The organism is Lutispora sp., from assembly GCF_041687175.1.
In the GTDB taxonomy this organism is placed as follows: Bacteria; Bacillota; Clostridia; order Lutisporales; family Lutisporaceae; genus Lutispora.
The window spans coordinates 1-23,795 of the sequence record NZ_JAWLCK010000038.1; the positions used below are offsets into that span (position 1 = coordinate 1).

At 36.9% G+C, this 23,795-nt stretch carries 17 protein-coding genes, 1 pseudogene and 1 riboswitch; of the genes and pseudogenes, 5 read left to right on the forward strand and 13 right to left on the reverse strand.

Features of this window, described 5'->3' with window-relative positions:
* Positions 1–101: 101 nt before the first annotated feature.
* A complete protein-coding gene (locus ACESM9_RS07580) occupies positions 102–2,015 on the forward strand; it encodes an aldehyde ferredoxin oxidoreductase family protein (RefSeq protein ID WP_372996898.1) in 1,914 nt (637 codons plus the stop codon).
* A 56-nt stretch (positions 2,016–2,071) separates the two neighbouring features.
* Here ACESM9_RS07580 and ACESM9_RS07585 read toward each other — a convergent pair whose 3' ends face one another.
* The 7 genes from ACESM9_RS07585 to ACESM9_RS07615 form a co-directional block, all read right to left on the reverse strand.
* Positions 2,072–2,740 (reverse strand): N-acetylmuramoyl-L-alanine amidase, encoded by a 669-nt coding sequence (locus ACESM9_RS07585; RefSeq protein WP_372996900.1) that lies wholly within the window; start codon positions 2,738–2,740, stop codon positions 2,072–2,074.
* A gap of 217 nt (positions 2,741–2,957) precedes the next feature.
* Complete coding sequence (locus ACESM9_RS07590) at positions 2,958–3,902, reverse strand: D-2-hydroxyacid dehydrogenase (protein WP_372996902.1); 945 nt, start codon at positions 3,900–3,902, stop codon at positions 2,958–2,960.
* A gap of 10 nt (positions 3,903–3,912) precedes the next feature.
* Positions 3,913–4,974, reverse strand: coding sequence for an S-methyl-5-thioribose-1-phosphate isomerase (gene mtnA / locus ACESM9_RS07595; RefSeq protein WP_372996904.1), 1,062 nt, complete (start codon positions 4,972–4,974; stop codon positions 3,913–3,915).
* A gap of 1 nt (position 4,975) precedes the next feature.
* On the reverse strand, positions 4,976–6,058 hold the full coding sequence (locus ACESM9_RS07600) for a DNA polymerase IV (RefSeq protein ID WP_372996906.1): 1,083 nt from the start codon (positions 6,056–6,058) through the stop codon (positions 4,976–4,978).
* A 122-nt stretch (positions 6,059–6,180) separates the two neighbouring features.
* Entirely contained in the window at positions 6,181–7,104 is a 924-nt protein-coding gene (locus ACESM9_RS07605) for a peptidoglycan-binding protein (protein ID WP_372996908.1), read from the reverse strand.
* Between the two features lie 7 nt (positions 7,105–7,111).
* Positions 7,112–7,245, reverse strand: a riboswitch (cyclic di-AMP (ydaO/yuaA leader).
* A 214-nt stretch (positions 7,246–7,459) separates the two neighbouring features.
* Complete coding sequence (locus ACESM9_RS07610; protein ID WP_372996910.1) at positions 7,460–8,308, reverse strand: bifunctional 5,10-methylenetetrahydrofolate dehydrogenase/5,10-methenyltetrahydrofolate cyclohydrolase; 849 nt, start codon at positions 8,306–8,308, stop codon at positions 7,460–7,462.
* A 13-nt stretch (positions 8,309–8,321) separates the two neighbouring features.
* Entirely contained in the window at positions 8,322–9,104 is a 783-nt protein-coding gene (locus tag ACESM9_RS07615; RefSeq protein ID WP_372996912.1) for a nitroreductase family protein, read from the reverse strand.
* A gap of 174 nt (positions 9,105–9,278) precedes the next feature.
* Here ACESM9_RS07615 and ACESM9_RS07620 point away from each other — a divergent pair, with 174 nt between their 5' ends.
* The 3 genes from ACESM9_RS07620 to ACESM9_RS07630 are packed head-to-tail and all read left to right on the forward strand — an operon-like array spanning position 9,279 to position 16,475.
* Positions 9,279–14,156: a nicotinate-nicotinamide nucleotide adenylyltransferase gene (locus ACESM9_RS07620; RefSeq protein ID WP_411289433.1), complete on the forward strand. Its 4,878-nt coding sequence runs from the start codon at positions 9,279–9,281 to the stop codon at positions 14,154–14,156.
* 22 nt (positions 14,157–14,178) lie between these two features.
* On the forward strand, positions 14,179–15,426 hold the full coding sequence (locus ACESM9_RS07625; protein WP_372996916.1) for a lactate dehydrogenase: 1,248 nt from the start codon (positions 14,179–14,181) through the stop codon (positions 15,424–15,426).
* Positions 15,426–16,475 carry a flavodoxin family protein gene (locus ACESM9_RS07630; RefSeq protein ID WP_372996918.1) on the forward strand — a complete coding sequence of 350 codons (1,050 nt, stop codon included), beginning with the start codon at positions 15,426–15,428 and terminating at the stop codon, positions 16,473–16,475. Before ACESM9_RS07625 ends, ACESM9_RS07630 begins: the two co-directional genes overlap by 1 nt.
* Here ACESM9_RS07630 and ACESM9_RS07635 read toward each other — a convergent pair.
* Together ACESM9_RS07635 and ACESM9_RS07640 are read right to left on the reverse strand one after the other, a co-directional pair.
* Positions 16,465–17,445, reverse strand: coding sequence for a dipeptidase (locus ACESM9_RS07635; protein WP_372996920.1), 981 nt, complete (start codon positions 17,443–17,445; stop codon positions 16,465–16,467). The genes ACESM9_RS07630 and ACESM9_RS07635 overlap by 11 nt on opposite strands.
* Before the next feature lie 81 nt (positions 17,446–17,526).
* Positions 17,527–18,381, reverse strand: coding sequence for a sensor histidine kinase (locus ACESM9_RS07640; protein ID WP_372996922.1), 855 nt, complete (start codon positions 18,379–18,381; stop codon positions 17,527–17,529).
* Positions 18,382–18,648: 267 nt separating this feature from the next.
* On the opposite strand from ACESM9_RS07640, the gene ACESM9_RS07645 reads away from it, so the two are divergent.
* Complete coding sequence (locus tag ACESM9_RS07645) at positions 18,649–20,007, forward strand: alanine/glycine:cation symporter family protein (RefSeq protein ID WP_372996924.1); 1,359 nt, start codon at positions 18,649–18,651, stop codon at positions 20,005–20,007.
* A 72-nt stretch (positions 20,008–20,079) separates the two neighbouring features.
* Here ACESM9_RS07645 and ACESM9_RS07650 read toward each other — a convergent pair whose 3' ends face one another.
* The 4 genes and pseudogenes from ACESM9_RS07650 to ACESM9_RS07665 form a co-directional block, all read right to left on the reverse strand.
* Positions 20,080–20,760 (reverse strand): YczE/YyaS/YitT family protein, encoded by a 681-nt coding sequence (locus ACESM9_RS07650; RefSeq protein ID WP_372996926.1) that lies wholly within the window; start codon positions 20,758–20,760, stop codon positions 20,080–20,082.
* A 133-nt stretch (positions 20,761–20,893) separates the two neighbouring features.
* Positions 20,894–21,907, reverse strand: a complete 1,014-nt coding sequence (gene gap / locus ACESM9_RS07655; protein WP_372996928.1) for a type I glyceraldehyde-3-phosphate dehydrogenase — start codon at positions 21,905–21,907, stop codon at positions 20,894–20,896.
* Between the two features lie 189 nt (positions 21,908–22,096).
* A complete protein-coding gene (locus ACESM9_RS07660) occupies positions 22,097–23,446 on the reverse strand; it encodes an ABC transporter permease (RefSeq protein ID WP_372996930.1) in 1,350 nt (449 codons plus the stop codon).
* Positions 23,439–23,795: pseudogene (locus ACESM9_RS07665) on the reverse strand (hypothetical protein); the annotation flags it as partial. The gene ACESM9_RS07660 and the pseudogene ACESM9_RS07665, both read right to left, overlap by 8 nt.

Consider the following 23,795-nt stretch of genomic DNA (forward strand, 5'->3'; position numbering starts at 1 on the left):
CAAATTATTGAGGACTACCTATAGTTGAATATTCTATATTTTATGATTAAATAGCAAAATTCAGATTCTTACACGAATATACACAAATATGAGGTGATTACATGAGCAATCTAAAAGCTAAGATTATAAGGGTAAATTTAAGTAAAGGCGATTTTGATATTTTTTTCACAGATGACTATTATAGATTCCTTGGTGGAAGAGGTTATGGAGACTGGATTATCCTTAATGAACTTTCAAAAAATACAGAACCTTTGTCCGTTGATAATAAAGTTATAATATCTACTGGATGTTTCACAGGCACATCCTTGCCTGGTTCCTCTAGGATTTCGCTGACTACAAAAAATGTGTTAAGCGGCGGCATATGTTATTCCAGTGGTGGAGGAAATTTTGGTCCAGAACTAAAAAAGGCGGGTTTTGATGCAATAATAATTGAAGGTAAGGCTTCTTCACCTCAATACCTCTTCATAGATGATGATAAAATTGAACTCAGAGATGCTTCTCATTTGTGGGGTATGAGCACCTGGGATACTGAAGATGCAATAAAACAGGAACTAGGCGAAGATAGAATTAAAGTAATATCAATAGGGCCAGCAGGTGAAAATATGTCAAAGGTAGCCTGTGTTATGATAGATAAGGCTCATGCTTTAGCATGGGGCGGAAGTGGCGCAATATTAGGATATAAAATGCTTAAGGCCATAGCCGTTAGAGGACATAAAGAAGTAAAAATCCATGATAAAGCCCTCTTCAATGACCTTGTAAAAAGCTATAGCCATGTTCTCCTTTCATCTCCTGCCTCTGCATCTTTAAGAAAAGGTGGCACCCATGGCATGGCTGGTGTTGGAGGTTGGAGCGGAAAAGTTCCTACCTCAGTGAGGAATCTACAAGAAGAATACTGGGACCCAGAAAAGTCAAAGAAGGTTTCTGAAGAAGCTTACAAACCCTATGAAAAAAAGAGAACTAAATGCTATAATTGTCCATTATCCTGCCTTCATTATTATGAAATGGAGAAGGATGGAGAAATACTATCCTGTGAAGGCATGCACGCAAATTCAGTAAGAGGCTTTGCCTCCAACTGGGACATAGATGATCCATTCTCTGTTTTGAAAATCCATGCTCTATGCAATAAACACGGCATGGATGTAGACGGTGTTTCAGCCGTTGTAGCTTGGGCCATTGAGTGTTTTGAGAATGGCATAATTGATGAAAAAGATACCTTTGGTCTGAAATTGAAATGGGGAAATGCAGAAGATCTTATAACGCTGGTTGAGCAAATTGCATATAGAAAGAACTTTGGTAACATAATTGCCGAAGGTGTCTACAATGCTTCCAGAATAGTAGGCCGTGATAGCCAAAAATACGCAATGCAAATAAAAGGTGTAGGTATAAACGAACAAGGTGTTCATTCTCATAAGGCCTGGTCCCTTGGAATTGCTACCAGCACCAGAGGTGGGGGACATCTGACAGGCTCTCCTCAGACAGAAAACAGACAAATACCTGAGCAGGTAGGAAAATGGCTGTTTAACTGTGAAGAAGCAGGAATCCCAGGTTCGTATAAAGGCAAAGGCAGATTGGTTGCATGGTATGAAAGATTTAAAGCCATCATTGATTCAATAGGGATATGTTATTTTGATGCTGGATGGTATGAAGTAGCTCTTGCTGATATAAAACACTTCACCAGAATGTATCAGGCATATACAGGTGAGCTTATTACTGATGATGAACTATGGAATATTGCCGAGAAAATAATAAATATGGAAAGAGCCTTTAATACTGTACATGCAGGCTTTACAAGAAAAGATGACTACTTGCCAGACCGTATTATGGAACAACCTTTAACTGTAGGTCCTTTCAAGGGAGAATATATTGATAAGGATAGATTTGATGCCATGCTAGATGAATACTATGAAGCCCAAGGGCTGGATAAGGCTACCGGACTTCAAAAGAGAGAAACTATTGAGAAGCTCGGTATGGACTTTCTGCTTGAATATCTTGAATCAAACCATATTTCAATATAATATGAATTATAATAAAAAGGCATTTTTCAGGTTTTATCTGAGAAATGCCTTTACTCTTATATCCTGATATATGCAAACTTTTTCTCCTGATCCCAGCCAATATGTGCTCCTGCAAATTCAAAAACCTCTCTAACAGGCACATATATCCTATTGTTCTTTACTATTTTATCTATGATAACCAATTCTTTGTTTATGACCAACTTTATTTCATCCATCTGTTTGGATACTTTATCTTTAAAAGCTTGCCATTCTTTAGGATCCAGCATCATTTTAGGACAATCCTTGCCTGTTATGTCATGGTGCCTGTACATATTATTTATATTAAGATTATATTTCTTTAGCAAATATGCAGCCAGTTCAACTGTATTTTGATAGGTCTTACTCCAATCACCATCACTGTTGACACACATTTCAATTCCTATAAGAAAGTAATTGGGTGAATAATTACCTACCTTAATTTTTAAACCTGCAGCAGCATATTTTTTGGCTCCCACGTGATAAGCAAATTCATCGTCGGGTATGCATCGTATAATGTTTTTATCATCCACAATATAATGAGCAGATACAGAATTCTTTGTATTGTTGAAATAGTTCCTGTTGGCTACTGCGTTTGCACCTTTTCTTGTGTTTGCAGTCCAATGAATGACTATTCCTTTAAGCTTGATAATCTTTTTCCCCGGCCTGTTATGGTTTGTGAGCAGCATTTCTCTGACTCTTATGGCCATTTTCTCACCTCCCTCTCACTATGTTTTACATTATGTTTTTTTCATAGTACCTGGCTCTACCATATATATAACTGCTGCTCCGTTGATTTTCCAAAAATAATGCAATATGCGGAGTACAAAAAAACAGTGAAGTGCTATAAACACTCCACTATATTAATCCATATTCTTTTATAGACTCCAGTGCCCTACTAAAAGACTCGTAAATCGAAACAATACCTTAATATCCTCTATCTATATCTACCAGGTTCACATACTCTCCTTTGCCTTCAAATGCCAATAGATTAGGCTCAATAATCTCCAATGCTCTGTCAAAGTATTTATCGGACTCGCCGCAAATATGAGGTGTAATTATCAGGTTTTCCATATCCCATAGAGGGCTGGATTCCGGTAGAGGCTCCTGGTGGAAAACATCTGATGCTGCAGCTCTTATTTTTCCGGACTTCAATGCCTCTATAAAATCCTCATCATTGACAGTGCTCCCTCTGCCCATGTTTATAAAACAAGCCCCTTCCTTCATCATATCAAAGTATTTCTTGTCTATAATGTTCTCTGTATCTTTTGTGCCCGGCAATAGATTGATTATATAATCACTCTGTTTGAATACTTCTCCCATTTCTTCCTCAGAATAAACCTTTTCCACAAAGGGTACCGATGTAATCTTTCCTTTTGCTCCTATTACATGCATTCCCAAAGCACTTGCTTTCTTGGCAATTTCACTGCCTATGCTCCCCAGTCCTATAATTCCTAGAGTGGCATTGTTTATTTCCCCTTGATGGACCTTTCTATTCCAATCCTTTTTACTCTGGTTCCTGAACATCACATGAAAGTTTCTTGCCAGCATTATCAAAACACCAATGGCGTATTCTGCCATATGTATTTTATGAATTCCTCTTCCATTGGTTAGTATTATACCTCTTTTTTTGATTTCATCCAGAGGAAAGATGTCTACACCTGCTGCAAGAGATTGGAGCCACTTAAGTTTATTGGCTTTGCTTAGCATTTCCTTATCACATTTAAAAGATATTAATGCATCTGCATCTCCTATATATTTCTCCATATCTTCCTTGTGAGTGCAGGCATAAAAGTTATAGTTTGGATACTTTTCTCTTAAATAGTTCAGATGATTTTCATCTACCTTATGGTAAATCAAAACATTTCTCATGAATATCCTCCTATTCTTTTTTTGATATTAGCTTTTCTATAGCTGTATCATAAGGGGGCCTTAGTACTCCCTTTTCCGTTACAATTGCAGTAATAAGATGATTAGGCGTAACATCAAAAGCCGGATTATATACCTTTACGCCTTCAGGAGCTGTTCTCCTGCCGAATCCGCAGCTCACTTCATCTTCGCTTCTTTCTTCAATTACTATTCCATTACCATCGGCAGTATCTATATCTATAGTTGAGCTTGGTGCAGCAATGTAAAAGGGTATATTGTGAGCCTTAGCCAAAACCGCCAGGCCATATGTACCTATCTTATTGGCAGCATCTCCATTGGCAGCAACCCTATCACAACCTGTAATAACAGCATCAATCCATCCTTTGCTCATAACATGGGCAGCCATATTATCACATATTAAGGTTACATCCACACCATACTGCAATAGCTCCCATGTGGTTAATCTGGCACCTTGAAGCAGAGGTCTGGTTTCATCAGCAAAAACCTTAATATTCCAACCTTTATCCTTTGCCAGAAAAATGGGTGCTAAGGCTGTTCCATACCTTGCAGTTGCCAGACCACCTGCATTACAGTGGGTCAGAATAGTCATCCCATCCTTTAGTAAAGTCAATAGATTCTCACCTATGGCCTTACACATGGCTTCATCTTCATCCCTGATTGCGTGGGCTTCCATAAGTAAATCCCTTTTAATCTCTTCCATTGATTTATCTTTACTTTCCTGAGCCCTTTTCTCCATACGCTTCAAAGCCCAAAACAGATTTACCGCCGTAGGCCTTGACGAAGCCAGATAATCCGAATTGGCTTTTAGTTCCTTATAAAATTCCTTAAAATCTTTTGTCTTAGAATCTCTGATAGATATGTAAAGGCCATAGGCAGCTGCTATACCTATTGCAGGAGCTCCTCTCACCTTAAGCTTAAATATTGCTTCCCACACATCTTTTACTGTCTTTAACATAATATACTCCGTCTTTTCAGGCAGCTTTGTCTGATCCAATATTAGAAGATTATCTTCTTCCCATTTCAACGAAAGCATATAATTTTTTGTTTTATTCATTTTACTCCTCCTCTTTTGCTTTTAGTCTCTTCGCCCAATCAAATAACGATATCTGCTCATATCTTATATTGGTAAAGTTGGATAAGGAGAGACCTATAAGCCTTATACTCTGATCAATCTTATAATTGTCCAAAATATCAAAGGCGGTTTCTTTTATTTCTTCATAACTATTTATGTATTCTTTTAATGTTCTGCTTCTGGTGTGAGTTTTGAAATCCTCAGTCTTTATTTTTACTGTTATAGTCTTGGTAAATAAAGACTCTTCCAACAATGCATTTGTCAATTCTTCGGCGAAATCTGACAAAACTTCTTTCAGAAAGGATTTATCCATGGTATCAGTCTCAAAGGTTGTCTCCCTACCAATGGATTTTGTCTCTCTTTCTGTGCATACAGGCCTGTTGTCATGTCCTCTAATCCTGTTATATATTTCTACTCCATATTTTCCGAAATAATAAATCATTTGTTCCTCTGTAAGTCTAAGAAGCTGCCCTATGGTGTATATCCCTATCTCATTGAGCCTTTCAATAGATCTTTCTCCTATTCCGTGAACCTTACTGATCGATAGAGGCTTTAGTATTTCCGGCACCATATCCTCTGTTATTACCTTTAGCCCATTTGGCTTGTTCCACTCCGAAGCTGTCTTGGCCAAAAATTTGTTATAGGATATTCCTGCAGAAAGCGTTAATCCAAAAGATTCCTTTATCCTCTTTTTTATAATATTTACTATATGTATGGGATTTTCATTCAAATGGCTTATATCCAGATATGCTTCATCAATAGACACTGCTTCAACTAAATCTGTAATGGAATAAAGTATTCTAAACACCTTTTCGGATACTTCTGAATAACGATTATGTCTAACAGGCAGATAAATGCCTTTTGGACATAATTGCTTTGCAATAAAAATGGGCATGGCAGAATGCACTCCATACTTCCTGGCTTCATAGGAACATGTGCTTACAACTCCTCTTGATCCTTCTCCTCCTACTATAACCGGCTTTCCTTTCAGCTTAGGATTATCCATCTGCTCTACTGAAGCAAAAAAAGCATCCATATCCACATGTATTATCACTCTTTTGCCCAATTCAACGCACCTGCTCAGAGATTATTATTAATAAAAGTATACTAAAACATTCTACTTCATACAACCTGAAATCAAAGATAAAAAACGGACAAGGCTTATACCTTGTCCGGCTTGTCCAGTATTTATTTGTAAAATACATGGTTACCTATTCTAGTAACATAAGTTTTGTTCTTAACTATCCATGTACCAGCTGATTTCGCTGGATTGAAGAAATATGTGCAGCTTCCAACAGGCCTTGATCCGTTATATGCCTCTTTTGCTGCTGCAATACTCTCTGCATTAGGATTATTATATATGGTTCCATCTGCAACGGGACTGAACTGTGGTATTCCTTGGTAATACTCAAATATAACACCTTTTATTGTATTAGAGAATGCAGATGACTTAACTCTGTTCATAATAACATTTCCAACCGCTACTTTTCCTTTATATGGTTCAGCTTCTGCTTCAGCATGAATTATTCTTGATAACCAATAAAGGTCTGTAGACATCTGCTGTGTAGTGCTTGTCCCTCTGGAAGCTGTTGTTGCAGCAGTTGTTGCTGTTGGGCTTGAAAGATATAATTTAGTCTGAGTTATAGGACCTGCAATACCGTCAGGTGTTAAGCCGCTTGCCTTCTGAAATGCAACAACAGCTTTATAAGTCCTGTATCCGTAAATTCCATCTGCCTTTCCTGCAGAATAACCTTTATTATTTAAAGCAGTCTGCAATTTTGTAACTGAAGCACCTCTGCTACCGCTTTTTAATGTGGAATTTACATTAGCCATTCCCAACTTTGATAGAGTCCAATAACCTACCACTCCGTCTGCAACCAAGCCATGCTTTCTTTGGAAATACATAACAGCATTTTTTGTATTGCTGCCAAATACTCCATCAGGGTTTGAAGTTGTATAGCCCCATTTTTTTAACTTTGTCTGCATGGTATAAACTTCATTTCCTCTTGAGCCTGTCTTCATTAATGTATCTGCATTTACTCCTATTGTAAGCATAGCTATACACCCTGCTATGGTTGCATAAATTGAAATCTTTTTCAATATTTTTTTCATAAGTATTCACTCCTTCTATTTATGCCTCCGAAGTTAGCTGACGGGTTCGGGAAAGAAGGCTCCCTACCAATATTATTTGGATTAACCCCTCTATTTGGTTCCTCCGTACCCGGCATCGCCGGGATTCAGCAAGTTTGGTTTACATAAATGACATTATAACCTGTATGTCCAACTTTGTCAAAAAAGACTCTAAAATATTATTAAGCTAGTGATTTCAACTATTTCATCGTTTCAACAATGTGAAAAACCAGATATTACATAAATATTATCTATGTTAAAATACGTCATATTATGTTTACTTAATATGATCCTCAATGCAAATTTATACATTTTAAAATAAGAATAAAAAAGGCGCTTAACGCGCCAATTTTGCTCCTTTTATAACATTTTTCAGTAATACAGCTGTAGTGACAGAACCAACACCACCTGGAACCGGAGTTATGAGAGATGCTTTATCCTTTACATCTTCAAAATCCACATCACCGCACAGTTTACCGTTATCGTCAACATTGATGCCTACATCGATTACAACGGCATCTTTCTTTATGTAGTCACTGTTGATAAATTTCGCTTTTCCTATTGCAGCAGCAACAATGTCAGCACTTGAAACCACTTCTTTCAGATTTTCTGTCTTTGAGTGGCATATTGTTACTGTAGCATCTTCTTTAAGCATCATCATGGCCAAAGGTTTTCCCACAACCATGCTTCTTCCCATAACTGCTACTTTTTTGCCTTTAACATCTATATTAAAATGCTTTATTATCTCCATAACTGCTGCTGGAGTGCAAGGCATATATCCGGTTAAGTCTCCCTCAAACACCCTTGCCAGATTTAGAGGGTTCATAGAGTCCACATCCTTGTTTGGATCTACTATATGCTTAATAACATTTTCATCTAAATGTTTTGGAAGAGGTCTGAATATAAGTATACCGTGTACATGTGGGTTTACATTTAGTTCCTGGATTAGCTTGGTAAAGCTCTCCATATCTATATTTTCATCACACTCGTGTACTTCACCGGTTATATCCACTTTTTCACAATTTTTTAAAATTCCTCTTTCATAAGCAATATCATCTTCTCTCTTTCCAACCCTTACGATGGCTAAAGTTGGATTTATTCCATCCTGCATGAGCTTGCCACTTTCTTCTTTAATGTTGTTTAAAAAAATTTTTGCAGCTTCTCTGCAATCCAGCACCTGTCCCATATTATAACCTCCTTTATTCTATTATTTCACTGTTCCAGTTCTTTAATGCTTCTCTTACTGATCTGGCCATTTCTTTGGAAAAATCAGCTCCTGTCTTAATCGCATAATGCATTTGTCCCATGTTCTTAGCCCCATGTTTGTTTTCTTTATTGAAACGCCTTTCTACATCGAAAAAGCATTCCTCAAGATGTTCTTTATAACTCTCATCATATTTATCAGTATATACTATGTACTTTTTATCAAATCTTTCTCTTTTCACTCTTTTGTAGTCTTCAGGATAATAACCCATACATAGCATTCCAATTGGGAACACCCATTTTGGCAGATCAAAAAGCTCCCTATGGATTTCATAATTTTCCATTATATCCCCTATGTAGCAGGAGCCTATTCCCAAGGATTCCCCTGCAATAACTGCATTCTGAGCAGCTATCATGGCATCGCAGGATGCCAGAAGAAGATTTGCTTCACTAGGTCCCTCAAATTCCATTCCTTTTGCCTTGCAATACTCAGGTACTTGGGAATGGATATAATAGTCATACCATCTTTGATAATCCGCTAAAAAAACTAACACCAATGGCGCCTTTGCAATGAAAGGCTGATTATCACAGGTTCTGCTCAAAATCTCCTTTTTATTCTCATCCTCCACATGGATTATGGAGTACAGCATCATATTTCCAGCTGTTGGAGCCCTCATGGCACATTCCAGAATTGTGTCCAAATGTTCTTTAGATATGGGTCTTTCATCATATCTTCTTAAAGATACTCTGTTCATCATTACATCAATAGTATTATTCATTGTCACATCCTCCTCCAAGCTAGTATTCTACATTAAGCTATTCAATCCTTCTCAAGTATATAATTGTGAATATTTATTATTTAACAATGCCCTTTTTCATAATATTCTGTACAAACATATAAAAAATACATATAATTACTATTAATATAATAAAGCACAAGGCATAACAGGAGGATGGATAATATGTCCCTTTCATCAAGTCTTCATAGCAAAATTTCAAAATCTCTCCTTAATATGAGATGGCTTAACAAGCATGGCTTTTCAAAATCCCTTATGAAGAGTCATATTAACTCGCCTGCTTTTAGAACAAATATTAATAATATTTTTCTAAAACAGGATTTCAGCTGTACTGCTGTGTTAAAACTGGCAGAGGACATGATAAATGACATAAGTCAATGTAAAAAAAGCAATGAAGATTGGTTGGAGATATTCTATCAATATTGTTTGAGCAAGTCCTTCCCGAATGCTTCCTATATGAAAATAGATGATAATACCGCCAAAGCGGCTATAGTATATTTGAAACTTTTGAGGATTGTATCAGAAGAACAAAAAAAATCAAAGGACAATACATTTATGAGCCGTTATCCATTATCTTTTCTCACCGATGAAGAACAGAATCAATTGGAGGATCCTATAGAATACTATAGATTTGTAAAATCCTTCAAAGCAGCATATATATATGAGCTTATGAAACTGGCAGCTGAACATTTAGGTTATAATACCATAGACCATGTCTGCGGTGTACACTATCTTGCCATCAATATAGGCCGTCAGCTAAAAGAATTGGGAGAACCTATAGACCTGGGAAGAGTTTCCGGGGCTGCAGCCTCCCACGATATTGGAAAATTTGGCTGCAAGGAGAATGAACTAAAAAGGGTTCCTCTACTTCACTATTACTATACAGATCAATGGTTAAAGAACCAGGGACTAACCTATATAAGGCATATAGCTGTAAATCACTCAACCTGGGATTTGGAGCTGGAAAACCTGCCTATAGAATCTCTTTTGCTCATCTATTCCGATTTCAGGGTGAAAAACATGGATTATTCAGATAATCCAAGGATGCACATATATAATCTGGATGAATCATATCATGTTATATTGAATAAGCTTCAAAATGTAGATGAAAAAAAGCTTAGAAGATATAAAAGGGTATATGAAAAGCTTAAAGACTTTGAAAATTATTTGATCCACCTTGGAATTTCCACTGATCCAGACAGACCCATAGCAAGAAAAACAGAAAAAAAGAAAAAATTAAGTTACTCTCTCCTTCAGGGAAATGAAGTCATAGAGAACATTAAATATCTATCCATAAAGCATAACATAAACATGATGCATAGGCTGAGGGATGAAGCCTCACTGAACAGCATTCTGGAAGAAGCAAGAAGCAAAAAGGATTGGCAAAGCTTGAGGGTGTATTTAAGAATATTTGAAACCTACTCAATATACCTGACTCAAAGGCAAAAACTTATTACATTGAAATTTTTATACGATAATCTTGTACATCCTGAAGATGATATCAGAAAGCACAGTGCTGAACTCATAGGACAGCTTATTGCCACCTTTGATGAGCCTTACAGAAAAGAGATACCCAAAGACGAAGCAATTGAAAAACCTGAAATTACAGCTATGGACCTTCTGGAAAAGTACCTTACCCTTTTCTTAGAACCTGACCACAAGGTCATACCTCTTCATCAGACCTGGATAGGATACTCCCTCTATAGAATGGTGAAATCCTTGTTTACACATTGCAGAAAAGAACAACAGGATTCATTTATAAATATACTTCTCAGTCTATATGAAACATGTGATCTGCAAAACACTGAGAAGGTTATGTACAAGCTTGAGGCTGCCAAACAAATGCCTTCCACTACCGGGAGTAATGAAAAAATAAGCCTGGTATGTGACTATGCAATATCATGCCTTTATGCAGCCAACGAAGCGGTAAGGCTTTCTTCTGCTGAGCTTTGCCATATTATACTGAGCCAGTGGAATGCTGAAGGTTTTTCTCATAGACTTTGGGAGCACCTGTCTCAGAATTATAATCCTTCTCCCATACCCTCGGAAAATTATATTATGGATAAGATATGCAAGGTAGTTGGTTGTGATTCAAATATAAGTACCTTTCAAACTGATGAAGAAATAATAGCGGATTTGTTTTTAAACAATCTTAAGACCGCCACAGAATGGATTATCAAAAAAATTAATATAGATATACTCTTGGAGCATGCATTAGTAAACCCTGGCAAAAGCGATCTCCATACAGCCCTTCACTTTTGCAACATACTTAAGGTAAGCTACTGGGAAATAGTAAGGAATAAAGCCGGGGAAGCTCTCATAAAGCTTATGCCGCAACTGTCACCAGAACAAAGAAACGAAGTTGCAATAGAATTGTTAAGGGCTTTGGAAATAGACGGCTATAAATATGCGGAATACATACCTCAATATCTTGGACGAATAATATTGACATTGAAACCCGTAGAGCTTGATGAGCTGATTCAGGATTTATCGGATAAAATAAAGCTGTCCTCAAGTCAGTTGAACACATTGCTTTTAAGAACCATAGGCATTGCTATAGTCAATTATGAAAGCTATATCGAGGAGTACATGGAAGATGAGAATACATACTCAGAAAGACTGGTTAAGCTAGTCGGGATCATTCTAAATGGTATAGGGCATTACGAGAACACAATAAAGCAAATTGCTTTTAAAGTTTTGGGCAACGAAATTTTTGGCTCAATGGATTACAGCCTTTATAGCAAATATGAAATATTTAAAATTGCGGGAAAGAAAATACTGACTATGCTGCCTTACACTTCTTCTGACGAATTATTGTTCCTTACCTGTTCTGCAGGCATACAATGTATATACAAATTTATCTCAGAATATATTTATAATTACGGCCATATTGAGATTCCAGAACCAAACAAAATAGCCTTTTTCCCTGGTACCTTTGATCCTTTCTCATTAAGCCATAAAGAAATTGCAAGAACCATAAGAGATATGGGTTTTGAAGTATATTTGGCAGTGGATGAGTTTTCCTGGTCCAAGCAAACTCTTCCCCATTTGCTGAGAAGCAATATAATCAATATGTCCATCGCTGACGAAAGAGATATTTATCTTTATCCAGATGAGCATCCTATTAATCTTTCCAATCCGGAAGATCTTGCTTTTCTGAGAAAAAGCTTCAAAGGTACTGAAGTATATATAGTTGTAGGAAGTGATGTAATAAATAATGCTTCTGCGTATAAAAGGGAGAAGAGTGGGAATTCCATTCACAGCTTCCACCATATTATTTTTCAAAGAAGGCTATTTAACCAGAACGAAGATAAGGTAACACTAAAAAATAAGATAAAAAATATCCAGGGAGATGTTGTGCTGTTATCTCTATCTCCCCAATTTGAGGATATAAGTTCAACACAAATAAGAAGCAACATAGACGAAAACAGGGATATTTCCATGCTAATCGACCCTTTGGTGCAGAAATACATCTATGAAAATGGCTTTTATCAAAGACAGCCGGCGGATAAACATCTCCTTCAGACTTTATCTGTTGATATACAGATAGTCAATTATATTAATGATGATATTGTTTCAAAACTATATCCCCTATTGCCTAAAAATTCTCCTGAAACCATAAATGAAATTATTAAGTTAAGTAACAAAGTAAATATAAATGTTCTACTTTTGAGTGACATTAATAAACCAGATAGATATTTAGGCTTTGCATTATTCCACGAAACAGATGTAAGCAACCTATACAGAGACTTTGGAGACAAAGGTATGACCCAATACATCAGAGAGAATTCTGTGGGACCAATAGTTGTTATAGTTGCATTGGCTGCTGTAAAAGAGGATAAGTTTATAAATATTAATCAGATACTTCTTACTGAAACTTTATCCCATTGTATTTCCAAAGGTTATGAATACTGTGTCTATAGGAGTATTATTAAAGAAGAATTTCAAGACAGTATCCATGATACACTGAGACTTCAGGGATTTATTCCAGTTCCCACCTCCACGGGTAATGATAATGCTTATTGTGTAAATATGAGCACCCCATGTGTATTAAGCCTTGATTTAGAAACAGTGATTAAAGAACCCTTTAGGTATAATAAAGCCTTTCAAAGAGCTTTGAAAAAAGCTAGAAGCAGGCTTCAACAGGCGCTAACCGAACTCTACAAAGGTCATTTAGTACTTTCCATTGACAGAAATATGGTACATGAAAGATTGATAAGAAAAATCTGCAAAGAGAACAATGTACCCATTGAACCACAAAACAATCGAATCTTTGGTCCCTGCGTTTGCGTACCCTTTGGTCAAATATTGAATAAGCATATGATACCAAACACTGTGACCAAATCAATGCATACAGAGAAGTTCTTCAATCCGGATATGAAAAGTTATAGAATAGACGCCTTTCCTTATTATCTGGACCTAAAATCTCAGGTAAGAATGATACAGTCATTCAGAAGACCTGTCATATTGGTAGATGACCTGCTTCACAAGGGTTATAGGATTAAGGCTCTTGATCCTATTTTGAAGGAGGAAAATGTGACCATACAAAAAATCATTGTTGGCATATTATCTGCCAGAGGAAAAGAAATAATGGATTCGCAGAACAGAGATGTAGACTGCGCTTATTATATACCAAAGCTCAGGCTATGGTTCAATGAAAATGCTATGTACCCTTTCATAGGAGGAGATGCTTTATGGAGAGGTCATTACCCCAAAAGAAATTTGCTTCCTTCTGTAAATTATATTTTGCCCTATGCTGCTCCATCCTTCATTAAGGGTACAAGCAAAGAAGCCATTTATAACTTATCCCAGATATCCATAGAAAATTCACTGGAGATTCTTTCTGTTTTGGAAAAGGAATATCAAGATATGTACGAAAGAAAGCTCACCTTATATTCCATGGGACATGTTTTTGCTTCTCCAAGATGCCCTGATCAGGGTGAAGATATGGAATATGATCTGAACCTAAGTCCTTCCCATTACCTGAGAAATGATTTGGAGCTTCTGAGAAGGCTAAAAAACTTTCTAGAATAATAGAGTAAGGGGTGCAAGATTTATGTATTTTTACAGATATCTGAATAAAGTAGTGTTATCCAATGATAATTATGATTTGGGGAATCAGATTTCTGAAGAAGAGGCAAGAAAAGAAAAAGATATTATTTATTACTTAACAAAAGGGGAAGTTGGCAAGTACAATAGGACCTTTTGCCTTTCTGATGTTTCTTTATTCAACTTGCCTAAAGAAAATTTAGACCTATTAAAAATTGTGAATGTAGATGAAGAAAGTAAATTACCTCAGTGGATAGTAGAAAAGATAGATAGCAGACAGCTTCAATGGGTCAATACAAATTACCCGGATTGGGAATCTATTCTGAATCTGAAACAAAAAAATAAATGGCGAATTAATATAGCCGGATTAGGGGATGTAGGAGGTATTCTCCTATCAGGTTTGAGATTGCTGGGCGGAGATGTTGTTGAAAAAATAGGCATATTTGATATTGACACAAATAAAATTAATAGATGGGTGATGGAAGCTGGACAGATAATGTCTCCTGAGCATGATGCCCAACATCCTGAGGTTATGGCTATAAGCAAGGATGAGATATTTGATTGCGATATGTTTGTATTTACAGTAAGTATAGGAGTCCCTTCCCTTACATCATCCCATTCCGATGTTCGTATGGCCCAATATGAAGGCAATAGCAGAATCATCAAGGAATACGCCAAGGAAGCAAGAAACAGGAATTTCAAAGGGATATTTGCCGTAGTATCCGATCCGGTAGACTTGCTTTGCAAAAAGGCCTTTATAGAAAGCAATACCGATGAATATGGTGTAGTTGATTACAAAGGCCTGGGACCAGACCAGATTCGGGGCTATGGCCTAGGAGTTATGAGGGCAAGGGCGGCTTATCATGCATCAAAAATCGGAGTGGGCAAGAGCTTTGCCAGATTGGGAAGAGCTTACGGACCCCATGGAAAAGGCCTTGTGATAGCTGATAACATTGAGAATTATGATGATAAAACATCTATGATGCTTACAGAGATGGCTTTAAAATCAAACATAGAAGTGAGAAATACGGGATTTAAACCATATATTGCACCTGCTCTGTCTTCTGGAGCTTTGTCTATACTTGCCACAATAAAAGGTCAGTGGCATTACAGCGCCGTTTTCTTAGGCGGGGTATATTTTGGCTGTCGCAACAGATTGAATCATAGTGGTACAGAGTTGGAAAGACTTTATATTCCTTGTAATTTGTTGGCAAGAATAAAAGAATCATATAACAGTTTAGGTGGTATGGAGTAATGAAAACCTATGTTATTGGACCTGGAATAAGGTCTCCAATGCTTGAAACCATGGTTGATTATACATTGGGTGGAAATAAAGCTGTATTCATTACAGACTCCAAAAACTTACCTGATCTCAGAAACTCAAGAATAATATTTGCTGTAGAACTGGATGAGGCAGGGTTTTATTCTCCTATTGCCCAAATCCTATCTAAATTGAAGGTAAGAGGCATTGATAGTCTTGTCTCATCCAAAGGGATACTTCTGGTACACAGCCCTTGTGAGTTTAACACTAAATGGGCTGCCCAAAACATTATATTTCAATGCAACATGCTTGGCTGTTCCTTCATGGGCCATCCTTTGGTAGAAGCTACAGGAAGTCTCATGAATTTTAAAACCTGGCAAAAATCCCTTCCTTACTCATTGGAAGAGATATGCTTTTTAAAGTGCAAAAATATGGGGCTTAGATTTTTCAATGATAAGCAACCTGCATTTGAAACCCCTACCATACTAGCTCTTCATGCAAGCTCAAACACTACTTCAAATACACTGGCACTCTGGAAGATGTCCAAAGGCTATTTATCAGACAAGTGGAATATTGTAGAAAAGCATGTGGAAAATGGTAGAATAAAAGACTGCGCAGGGTGTTCTTTCCATACATGTATACATTATGGAAAACAGAAAAGTTGTTTTTATGGTGGAGTAATGGTAGAAGAAATTTACCCTGCAATTGAGAAAGCAGATTCCTTGATGTGGATTTGCCCAAATTATAATGACTCTGTTTCAGCAAATATAATGGCTGTTATAAATAGAATAACTGCCTTGTACAGGCAGTTAAGCTTCTATGATAAATATATATTTTCTATAATTGTATCCGGCAACTCTGGATGTGATTCTGTAGCAAGACAGCTAATTGGTGCCTTAAATATTAATAAAGGCTTCAGATTGCCTCCATATTTTGCTCTCATGTCAATAGCCAATGATCCAGGCTCTATACATCAGGTGCCCAATATAGAGAGTTTAGCACAGAATTATGCCATGAATATAATAGAATCCATCAGGAGATAAGTTCTTTTATAACTCTCATGAAATTGCCATGGGCAATCTTTTTAATGTCTTCTTCACTATATCCTCTGGCTTTCAATCCTTCCAATACAGCGGCTCCATCAGATATGTCCTTCAAACCTTCCACATCTCGCTCAATTTGTTCATCTGGACCTAAAGAACCACTCCTCAGAAAATCACAGAAATCAAAACCAATACCTACAGACTCTAATCCGGCTATATTAGCAAAATGATCTATATTATCCAGGTAACAGTTTATGCTTGGCTTATCCTTATGCAAGAATTCACCGCATACGTTTACCCCTATGACTCCACCAGACTTGGCAATGGCTTTTGCCTGTTCATCGGTGATATTTCTTCTATGATATAGTAATGTTTTGGAATTTGAATGGGATGCTACTATGGGCTTCTTCCATATTTCAGTTATATCCCAAAAGCTCCTCTCATTGAGATGTGATACATCCAGAATCATACCTAGTTCATCCATGAGCTTTACAGCCTTTTCTCCCAGAACAGTGACTCCTCTGTTTTCATCCTCTATGGCAGCCCCTGCCGCTAAATGATTCTCCTCATTCCATGTGAGACTTGCATGTCTGAAACCCAGATTATACAAAGTCCGTATTTGTTCAGTATCTCCTTCTATTCCCTTTAAGCCTTCTATTCCCATAAGGGCAAAGAAGTGTCCTTTATCAATAGCCTCTTCTATCTCTTCATAGCTTTTTACAAAATCAATGGGAGCCCCAGTCTCTTTTAAATAACTTATTTCCTTCATTACTCCCCCTACTTCTTTCCAAAAGTAGCGAACAGTATCCACCTTGCTATCTGTTCTTGAATATACTACAAATATACCACCGGAAACTTTTCCTTTTTGAAGCTTTGGATAATGGGTATTCATAAAATAATCCTCATTACCTAGCCTTCTTTCTTCAACAGTTTTCATCCATATATCCGAATGAGCATCAAAAATAAACATGCTATACCCCCTAGTGAGTTATCTTATATTCTATAATAAATCATATATGTATTAAGTAAAAGGGGCATTAAAAAAAGACCTCTATACAGAAGTCTCTTTATCAACCCTTTTATTACTGATGGGAATATTACATATTCTTCTCACGAGAGAACCTTTCAAAGGCAAAATTAGTGTAAATATGCTCCCTTGATCCTTTATGCTCTCAGCTACTATTTTTCCTCCCATAGACCTGGCTAGTTGTTGAGAACCATATAGTCCTATTCCAAAACTTATATCAGCTGCATCAACAGTATCCTTTCCCCTATAATGCTTCTTGAAAACCTTCTCTAATTCTTCATCATTCATACCTTTACCGCTATTTTTTACGCTTACCATGACCCACTCATCATCTCCCCCCACTGACACTATAACCCTTCCATATTCATTTGAATATTTAACCCCATTCATTATGAGATTAGATAATATCCTGATGAATTTTCCCTTATCCAGTTTTGCCCATTTCTCAGTCCATTGGGTTTCTACTTCAAGCAGTATATTATTCTTTTTTGCATAAAACTCACAGATCTTTACGGCTTCATGAACAAGAGGAATAATATTCTCATAGTCCACACCATATTCATCGCTTTCATCTTGCTTTATAGCTTTGGTGAAACTCTCAATTAATTTATTCATTTCTCTGCAATTACTTGTTATAACCTCAATATGCTTTGATATATTACCAGGCTTTATACTATCATGTTTAGCCTTTACTGTTGCTTTAAGGACTTGTCCTGTAGCATCTATATTGGTGCTGAAATTCTTTATATCATGAATTGCCATAAGAAAACCATCGCTCATAGACTTTAGCTTTTGAGCTTTTCTGTAATTATTGTAGATTATGTATACCATCACGCTTATATATAAAAAATATAAAACAATAGTACCAGCTTGTACCATTTTTTATCCTCCCTCTGCGTTAACTACTAATCTATGTTTATATATATGTCCAACTTCTGCCTAAATATACCTGTTGATTATAATAAATTAGTAAAATATACAGGGATTATACGAAATTTGAAGAGAAATCGAAAAATAGCGAAGATTGTCAAGATAAATAAGAAATAATTACATATGTAATATTGTTAATATTTTAACAATATTGTATAATATAAATATACATCTCACCCATTTTGTTCATACTTAATATTAATAGGAGGTATTATTATGGATTTTATGTCAATTATTAAACAAATCAACGGGGTTCTGTGGGGACCAGTTATGCTCTTCCTACTATTAGGCACTGGCGTACTGTACACCATAAAACTAAGGTTCCTGCAGGTTAGGAGGCTAAAAAACATATTCAAACAAACCTTCGGTGGGATATTTAAAAAAGATAATAGCAAAGATCAAGAGGGTATTTCTTCCTTCCAGGCTCTTGCTACCGCAGTAGCAGCTCAAGTTGGTACAGGTAACTTAGCAGGTGTAGCTACAGCCATAGCTGCGGGAGGTCCCGGTGCAGTGTTCTGGATGTGGGTAAGTGCTTTCTTTGGTATGGGTACCATATTCTCAGAAGCCGTGCTGGCTCAGACTTATACTGAGAAGATAGACGGAGAAGTTACAGGTGGTCCAGCATATTATATAAGAAAAGGTTTAGGAAGCAAATTCCTGGCTGGATTCTTTGCAGTAACAATAATAATTGCACTAGGTTTTGTTGGAAACATGGTTCAATCCAACTCCATAGGAGCAGCTTTCAATTCTGCTTTCGGAATACCTAATATTCTATCTGGAATAATAATTGCTGTTTTAGTTGGATTAATAATATTCGGAGGTATCAGCAGAATAGCATCCTTCGCAGAAAAGGTTGTGCCTTTTATGGCATTGCTATACATCCTAGGTGGCCTGATAATTGTGCTAAAAAATTATACCATGATATTGCCAGCTTTTAAGATGATTATACAGGGCGCCTTTAACCCAGCTGCTGCTACAGGTGGTATCATAGGCGTTACAGTAAAGGAAGCCTTTAGATACGGTATAGCAAGAGGATTGTTCTCCAATGAAGCAGGTATGGGCTCCACACCCCATGCTCACGCGGTAGCTAATGTAGACCATCCTGCCCAGCAGGGTTTAGTGGCTATTATGGGTGTAATAATTGATACTCTTGTAGTATGCACATTTACAGCTCTGGTAATTCTCATGACAGGTGTTATAGATACTGGCTTAACTGGAATTGCTTTGACCCAGGAGGCTTTTGCCAGAGGTTTCGGATTGATAGGCAACTCCTTCATAGCTATTTGCCTGTTGTTCTTCTCCTTCACAACTATAGTTGGATGGTATTTCTTCGGTGAAGCCAATATGAAATATTTATTTGGAAAGAAAAGTCTTAATGTATACAGAATCCTAGTATTGCTGTTCATCGTTCTTGGTACTACCATGAATGTACCTATCGTTTGGGAATTAGCTGATATGTTCAATGGTCTTATGGTAATACCCAACCTTATAGCATTACTTGGTATGATATCCTTAGTAGTTAAAACTCTTAACGATTATGAATCAAAATATGACAAGTTAGGTAATATCAAATAGAATCAAACAATAATACTGCCTTAGAAAAAGTACACCCCTTATGTTAGAGAAACTAACATAAGGGGTGTAATATTATGCCGCATTTTCTTCTTCTGTTTTCTTTAGATTGTTTATTAATTTTATTATATCTTCATGCTCCGTTGATTTTGAGTCATACTTGCCGATCTTAAAGGCCAGTTGAACAGAGAAACCAATAGTAAATGCAGTTATAAGGGTCCCAACTCCTACAGGTCCACCTAATAAAAAACCTACTATCAGTACTAGTACTTCAATTGCACCTCTGATCATCCATACAGGTTTTTTAAGTTTCTTAACCAGCCCTTCCATAAGACCATCCCTGGGACCAGCTCCAAGCTGAACTTTTAAATAGAAAAATGTAGCCCAACCAATCATTAAAATACCAAATATAAGGAGACATAGCTTTCCTATCAGTGTTGAGGGTGCTCTATATACACCCATATTATTTATAATATCAATAAAAAGCCCTATAAAATACATGTTCATTATACTAGCCAATCCAGGTATGACCCCTATAAAATAGGATAAAATAAGTATGCCTAATCCAGTTATCTGAGATACCTGCCCAATTGTCAAAGGAGTATGGTTAGATACCCCTACATGAAACACATCCCAAGGGCTCATTCCAAGATTGGAGTTTAATGTTGCCACAATACCAGCAGCATACAGAAACAATCCAAACATAAGAACAGGCATCTTTTTTAGTAAAGAAAAAAGATAATTTTTATTTATCAAAAAATAAATCCTCCTCCTCATCTAATTTGCTCACTACATATATTTTAAGCATAATTCATTATAATTGAAATATGTTTATTGAATTATGATGGTACGGAAAAAGACATCTGGCAAATCCAGATGTCCCTTTAATTTACATTCTCTTTCCTATATATTCAACCAAATCCAATGTTCTGCAGGAATAACCCCATTCATTGTCGTACCAAGCTACTATCTTTGCCATCTTGTCTCCCATTACCATTGTCGATAATGCATCCACTATGGAAGACCTGTCATCGCCTTTATAATCTATTGATACAAGTGGTTCTTCCGAATAACCTAATATTCCCTTCAATGAACCTTCTGAAGCTTCTTTCAATGCTGTATTTATCGCTTCTGCAGTAACTTCTTTTTTGAAATTGCATACAAGGTCTGTGATAGATACTGTAGGTGTAGGAACTCTTAATGCAAATCCATTAAGCTTTCCTTTTAATTGAGGCAACACCTTTCCAACAGCCTTTGCAGCACCTGTTGTGGTAGGAATTATGGACTCAGCTGCAGATCTGGCTCTCCTAAGGTCCTTGTGGGTTTTATCCAATATTCTCTGATCATTGGTATAAGAGTGAACTGTAGTCATGAGACCATACTCTATACCGAAGTTTTCATCCAATACTTTTGCCACAGGAGCCAAGCAGTTAGTAGTGCATGAAGCGTTGGATATTATTGCATGCTTCTCAGGATCATAAATGTCTTCGTTTACGCCCATAACAATTGTTGCATCCTCATCTACTCCAGGAGCTGTTATGATAACCTTCTTAGCACCTGCTTGAATATGTTCCATGGCTTTATCTCTCTTTGTGTATACTCCTGTTGATTCTATTACGATATCAACACCCATTTCTTTCCAAGGAAGATTCTTAGCCTCACTTTCAGCCAATACTTTAATGGTTTTACCGTTTATAACCAATGCATCATCCAGGGCTTCCACGGTTCCATTAAATTTTCCATAGGCAGAATCATACTTGAACAAATGAGCAAGGGTATTTACATTGGCTCTTGCATTGATAGCCACAAGTTCAAACTCACCATTGTTCCATTCCTCTGCAACTCTTCGAGTTACAATTCTACCTATTCTTCCGAAACCGTTTAATGCAACTTTAATACTCATAATACATCCTCCAATCACATCGTTTATGTAACTATATAATTATGTATAACAAAAGGTGTTATTTTTTATATGTGCTATACTATTTATACCAATAAGATATACTATATGTCAAGCATAACCATTTCTTCTTAAGATACCTTCCGTATATATATCTTTTCATATCATTATAATTCTTTAATTTTTGTTTTATTATTCTGTTTTTATAGCTTCCAGGGCGCTTAGCTTCATAGCTCTTCTTGCAGGATGATATCCAGAAATCAATCCTATGAGGGTTGCAAAAACTATGGAAGCCGCCATAAGCCAAACAGGTATTACTGATATTTTGCTTCCTTCTCCCATAGGTCCGAAGAAATTCATGAAGGATATACCTACATTATTGAGAATAAACGAAATCAGCAGACTAAAACCTATTCCTAGAATACCTCCTGCAAACCCTATGAGACCTGCTTCAAATAGGAATAACCTTCTTATGGACCCCAACTCAGCTCCCAACACTTTCATAACACCTATTTCTCTTGTTCTCTCATATATGGACATTATCATGGTGTTGGTAATACCCAATGCTGCAACCAATAGGGATACTGCTCCTATTCCTCCTAAAATTGCTTGTATACCGGCAGCAGTCTTCTGCATGGATTCTAGAATATCAGTGAGGCTAAATGCTCCAAAACCCATTTCCATTATCTTCTCCTGAACTTTCTGAACATCATTTATATCCTTTACCTTAACCATTGCGTTTTGATAGCTATCCCTTGAAGTATCCTGATAAGGATTCCATCCTCTTGAACTTCTGCTTCGAGCTCTTTCACTTTCCTCCTGTAATTTTTTCAGGTGGTTTATGTTCATATAGGCATTATAATCTGACTCACCATCACTCTGCTTTAATATACCCACACCCTTGACCTTGTATTCAGGCAATGGCTCTGTATTGGTGCCGGTTTGGCCCCTTCGCCTTCTCTCCCCATATTCCATGTTCATAGTCATAATCAATTTCTCACTCATAAGGTTAACGTTATCCTGGGAACCACCATAATAGTAATTGGATTTAGGATTATAGAACATATGGGGTATATAGGCTCCAAATACTAAGGCATTTGTGTCTGATTCGTTTAATAGCCTGCCTTCCTCTACTTCAAAATCAAACTTTTCCATGACTTTGGTATCTATGCCTATTACACTAACATGTCCTACAAGCTTGCCTGCACCGAACTTCCAGTAAGTATACATTACAGGAGTAACTGCTTCCACACCTTCTATGGCATTTATCTGGGCTAATGCCTTATCATCCAGCTTTACCTCTTTTGTCGGACCTCCTCCCTGAGCTTCAGGAGGAATATAATGGGTATTGATATTGATGATGTTAAGGCTTCCCATTCTTTCTATTTCTCTTCTAAAATTCTCATTCATAGCTATACCCAAAGACAGCATAATAACTATGGAGGATGTACCGATAATAACTCCCAGTACGGTCAGTATCGTCCTGGTTTTCCTTCTCCACATATTTCTAAGGCCCATACTGATAACATCAACGCTATTCATCAAAAGTCATACCTTTCTTCTTATTATGTATCTTCCTTGCAACAAAGAAGATAGCAATAACCAATATGATTGAACCACCTATAAAGTATGGACTCTTTACTATACTCATCATTTTGCTTTCTTCATCCATAGGCATTTCTTCCATTCCAGGTCCTGGCATAGGCTCCATAGGCATTTGTATTACATTGGCTTGTATTTCTTTGACCTCCTCAAATACTTCTCCCACAGCATTTTCGAAGGTGAATATTATTCTGCCGTTTAAAGGACCTTCTTCTGTAGGTGTTATGCCTGCATCATAATAGTCAGTATTGCCAGACTCAAAATTGCCTACGTAATAATTTGAGTTTTG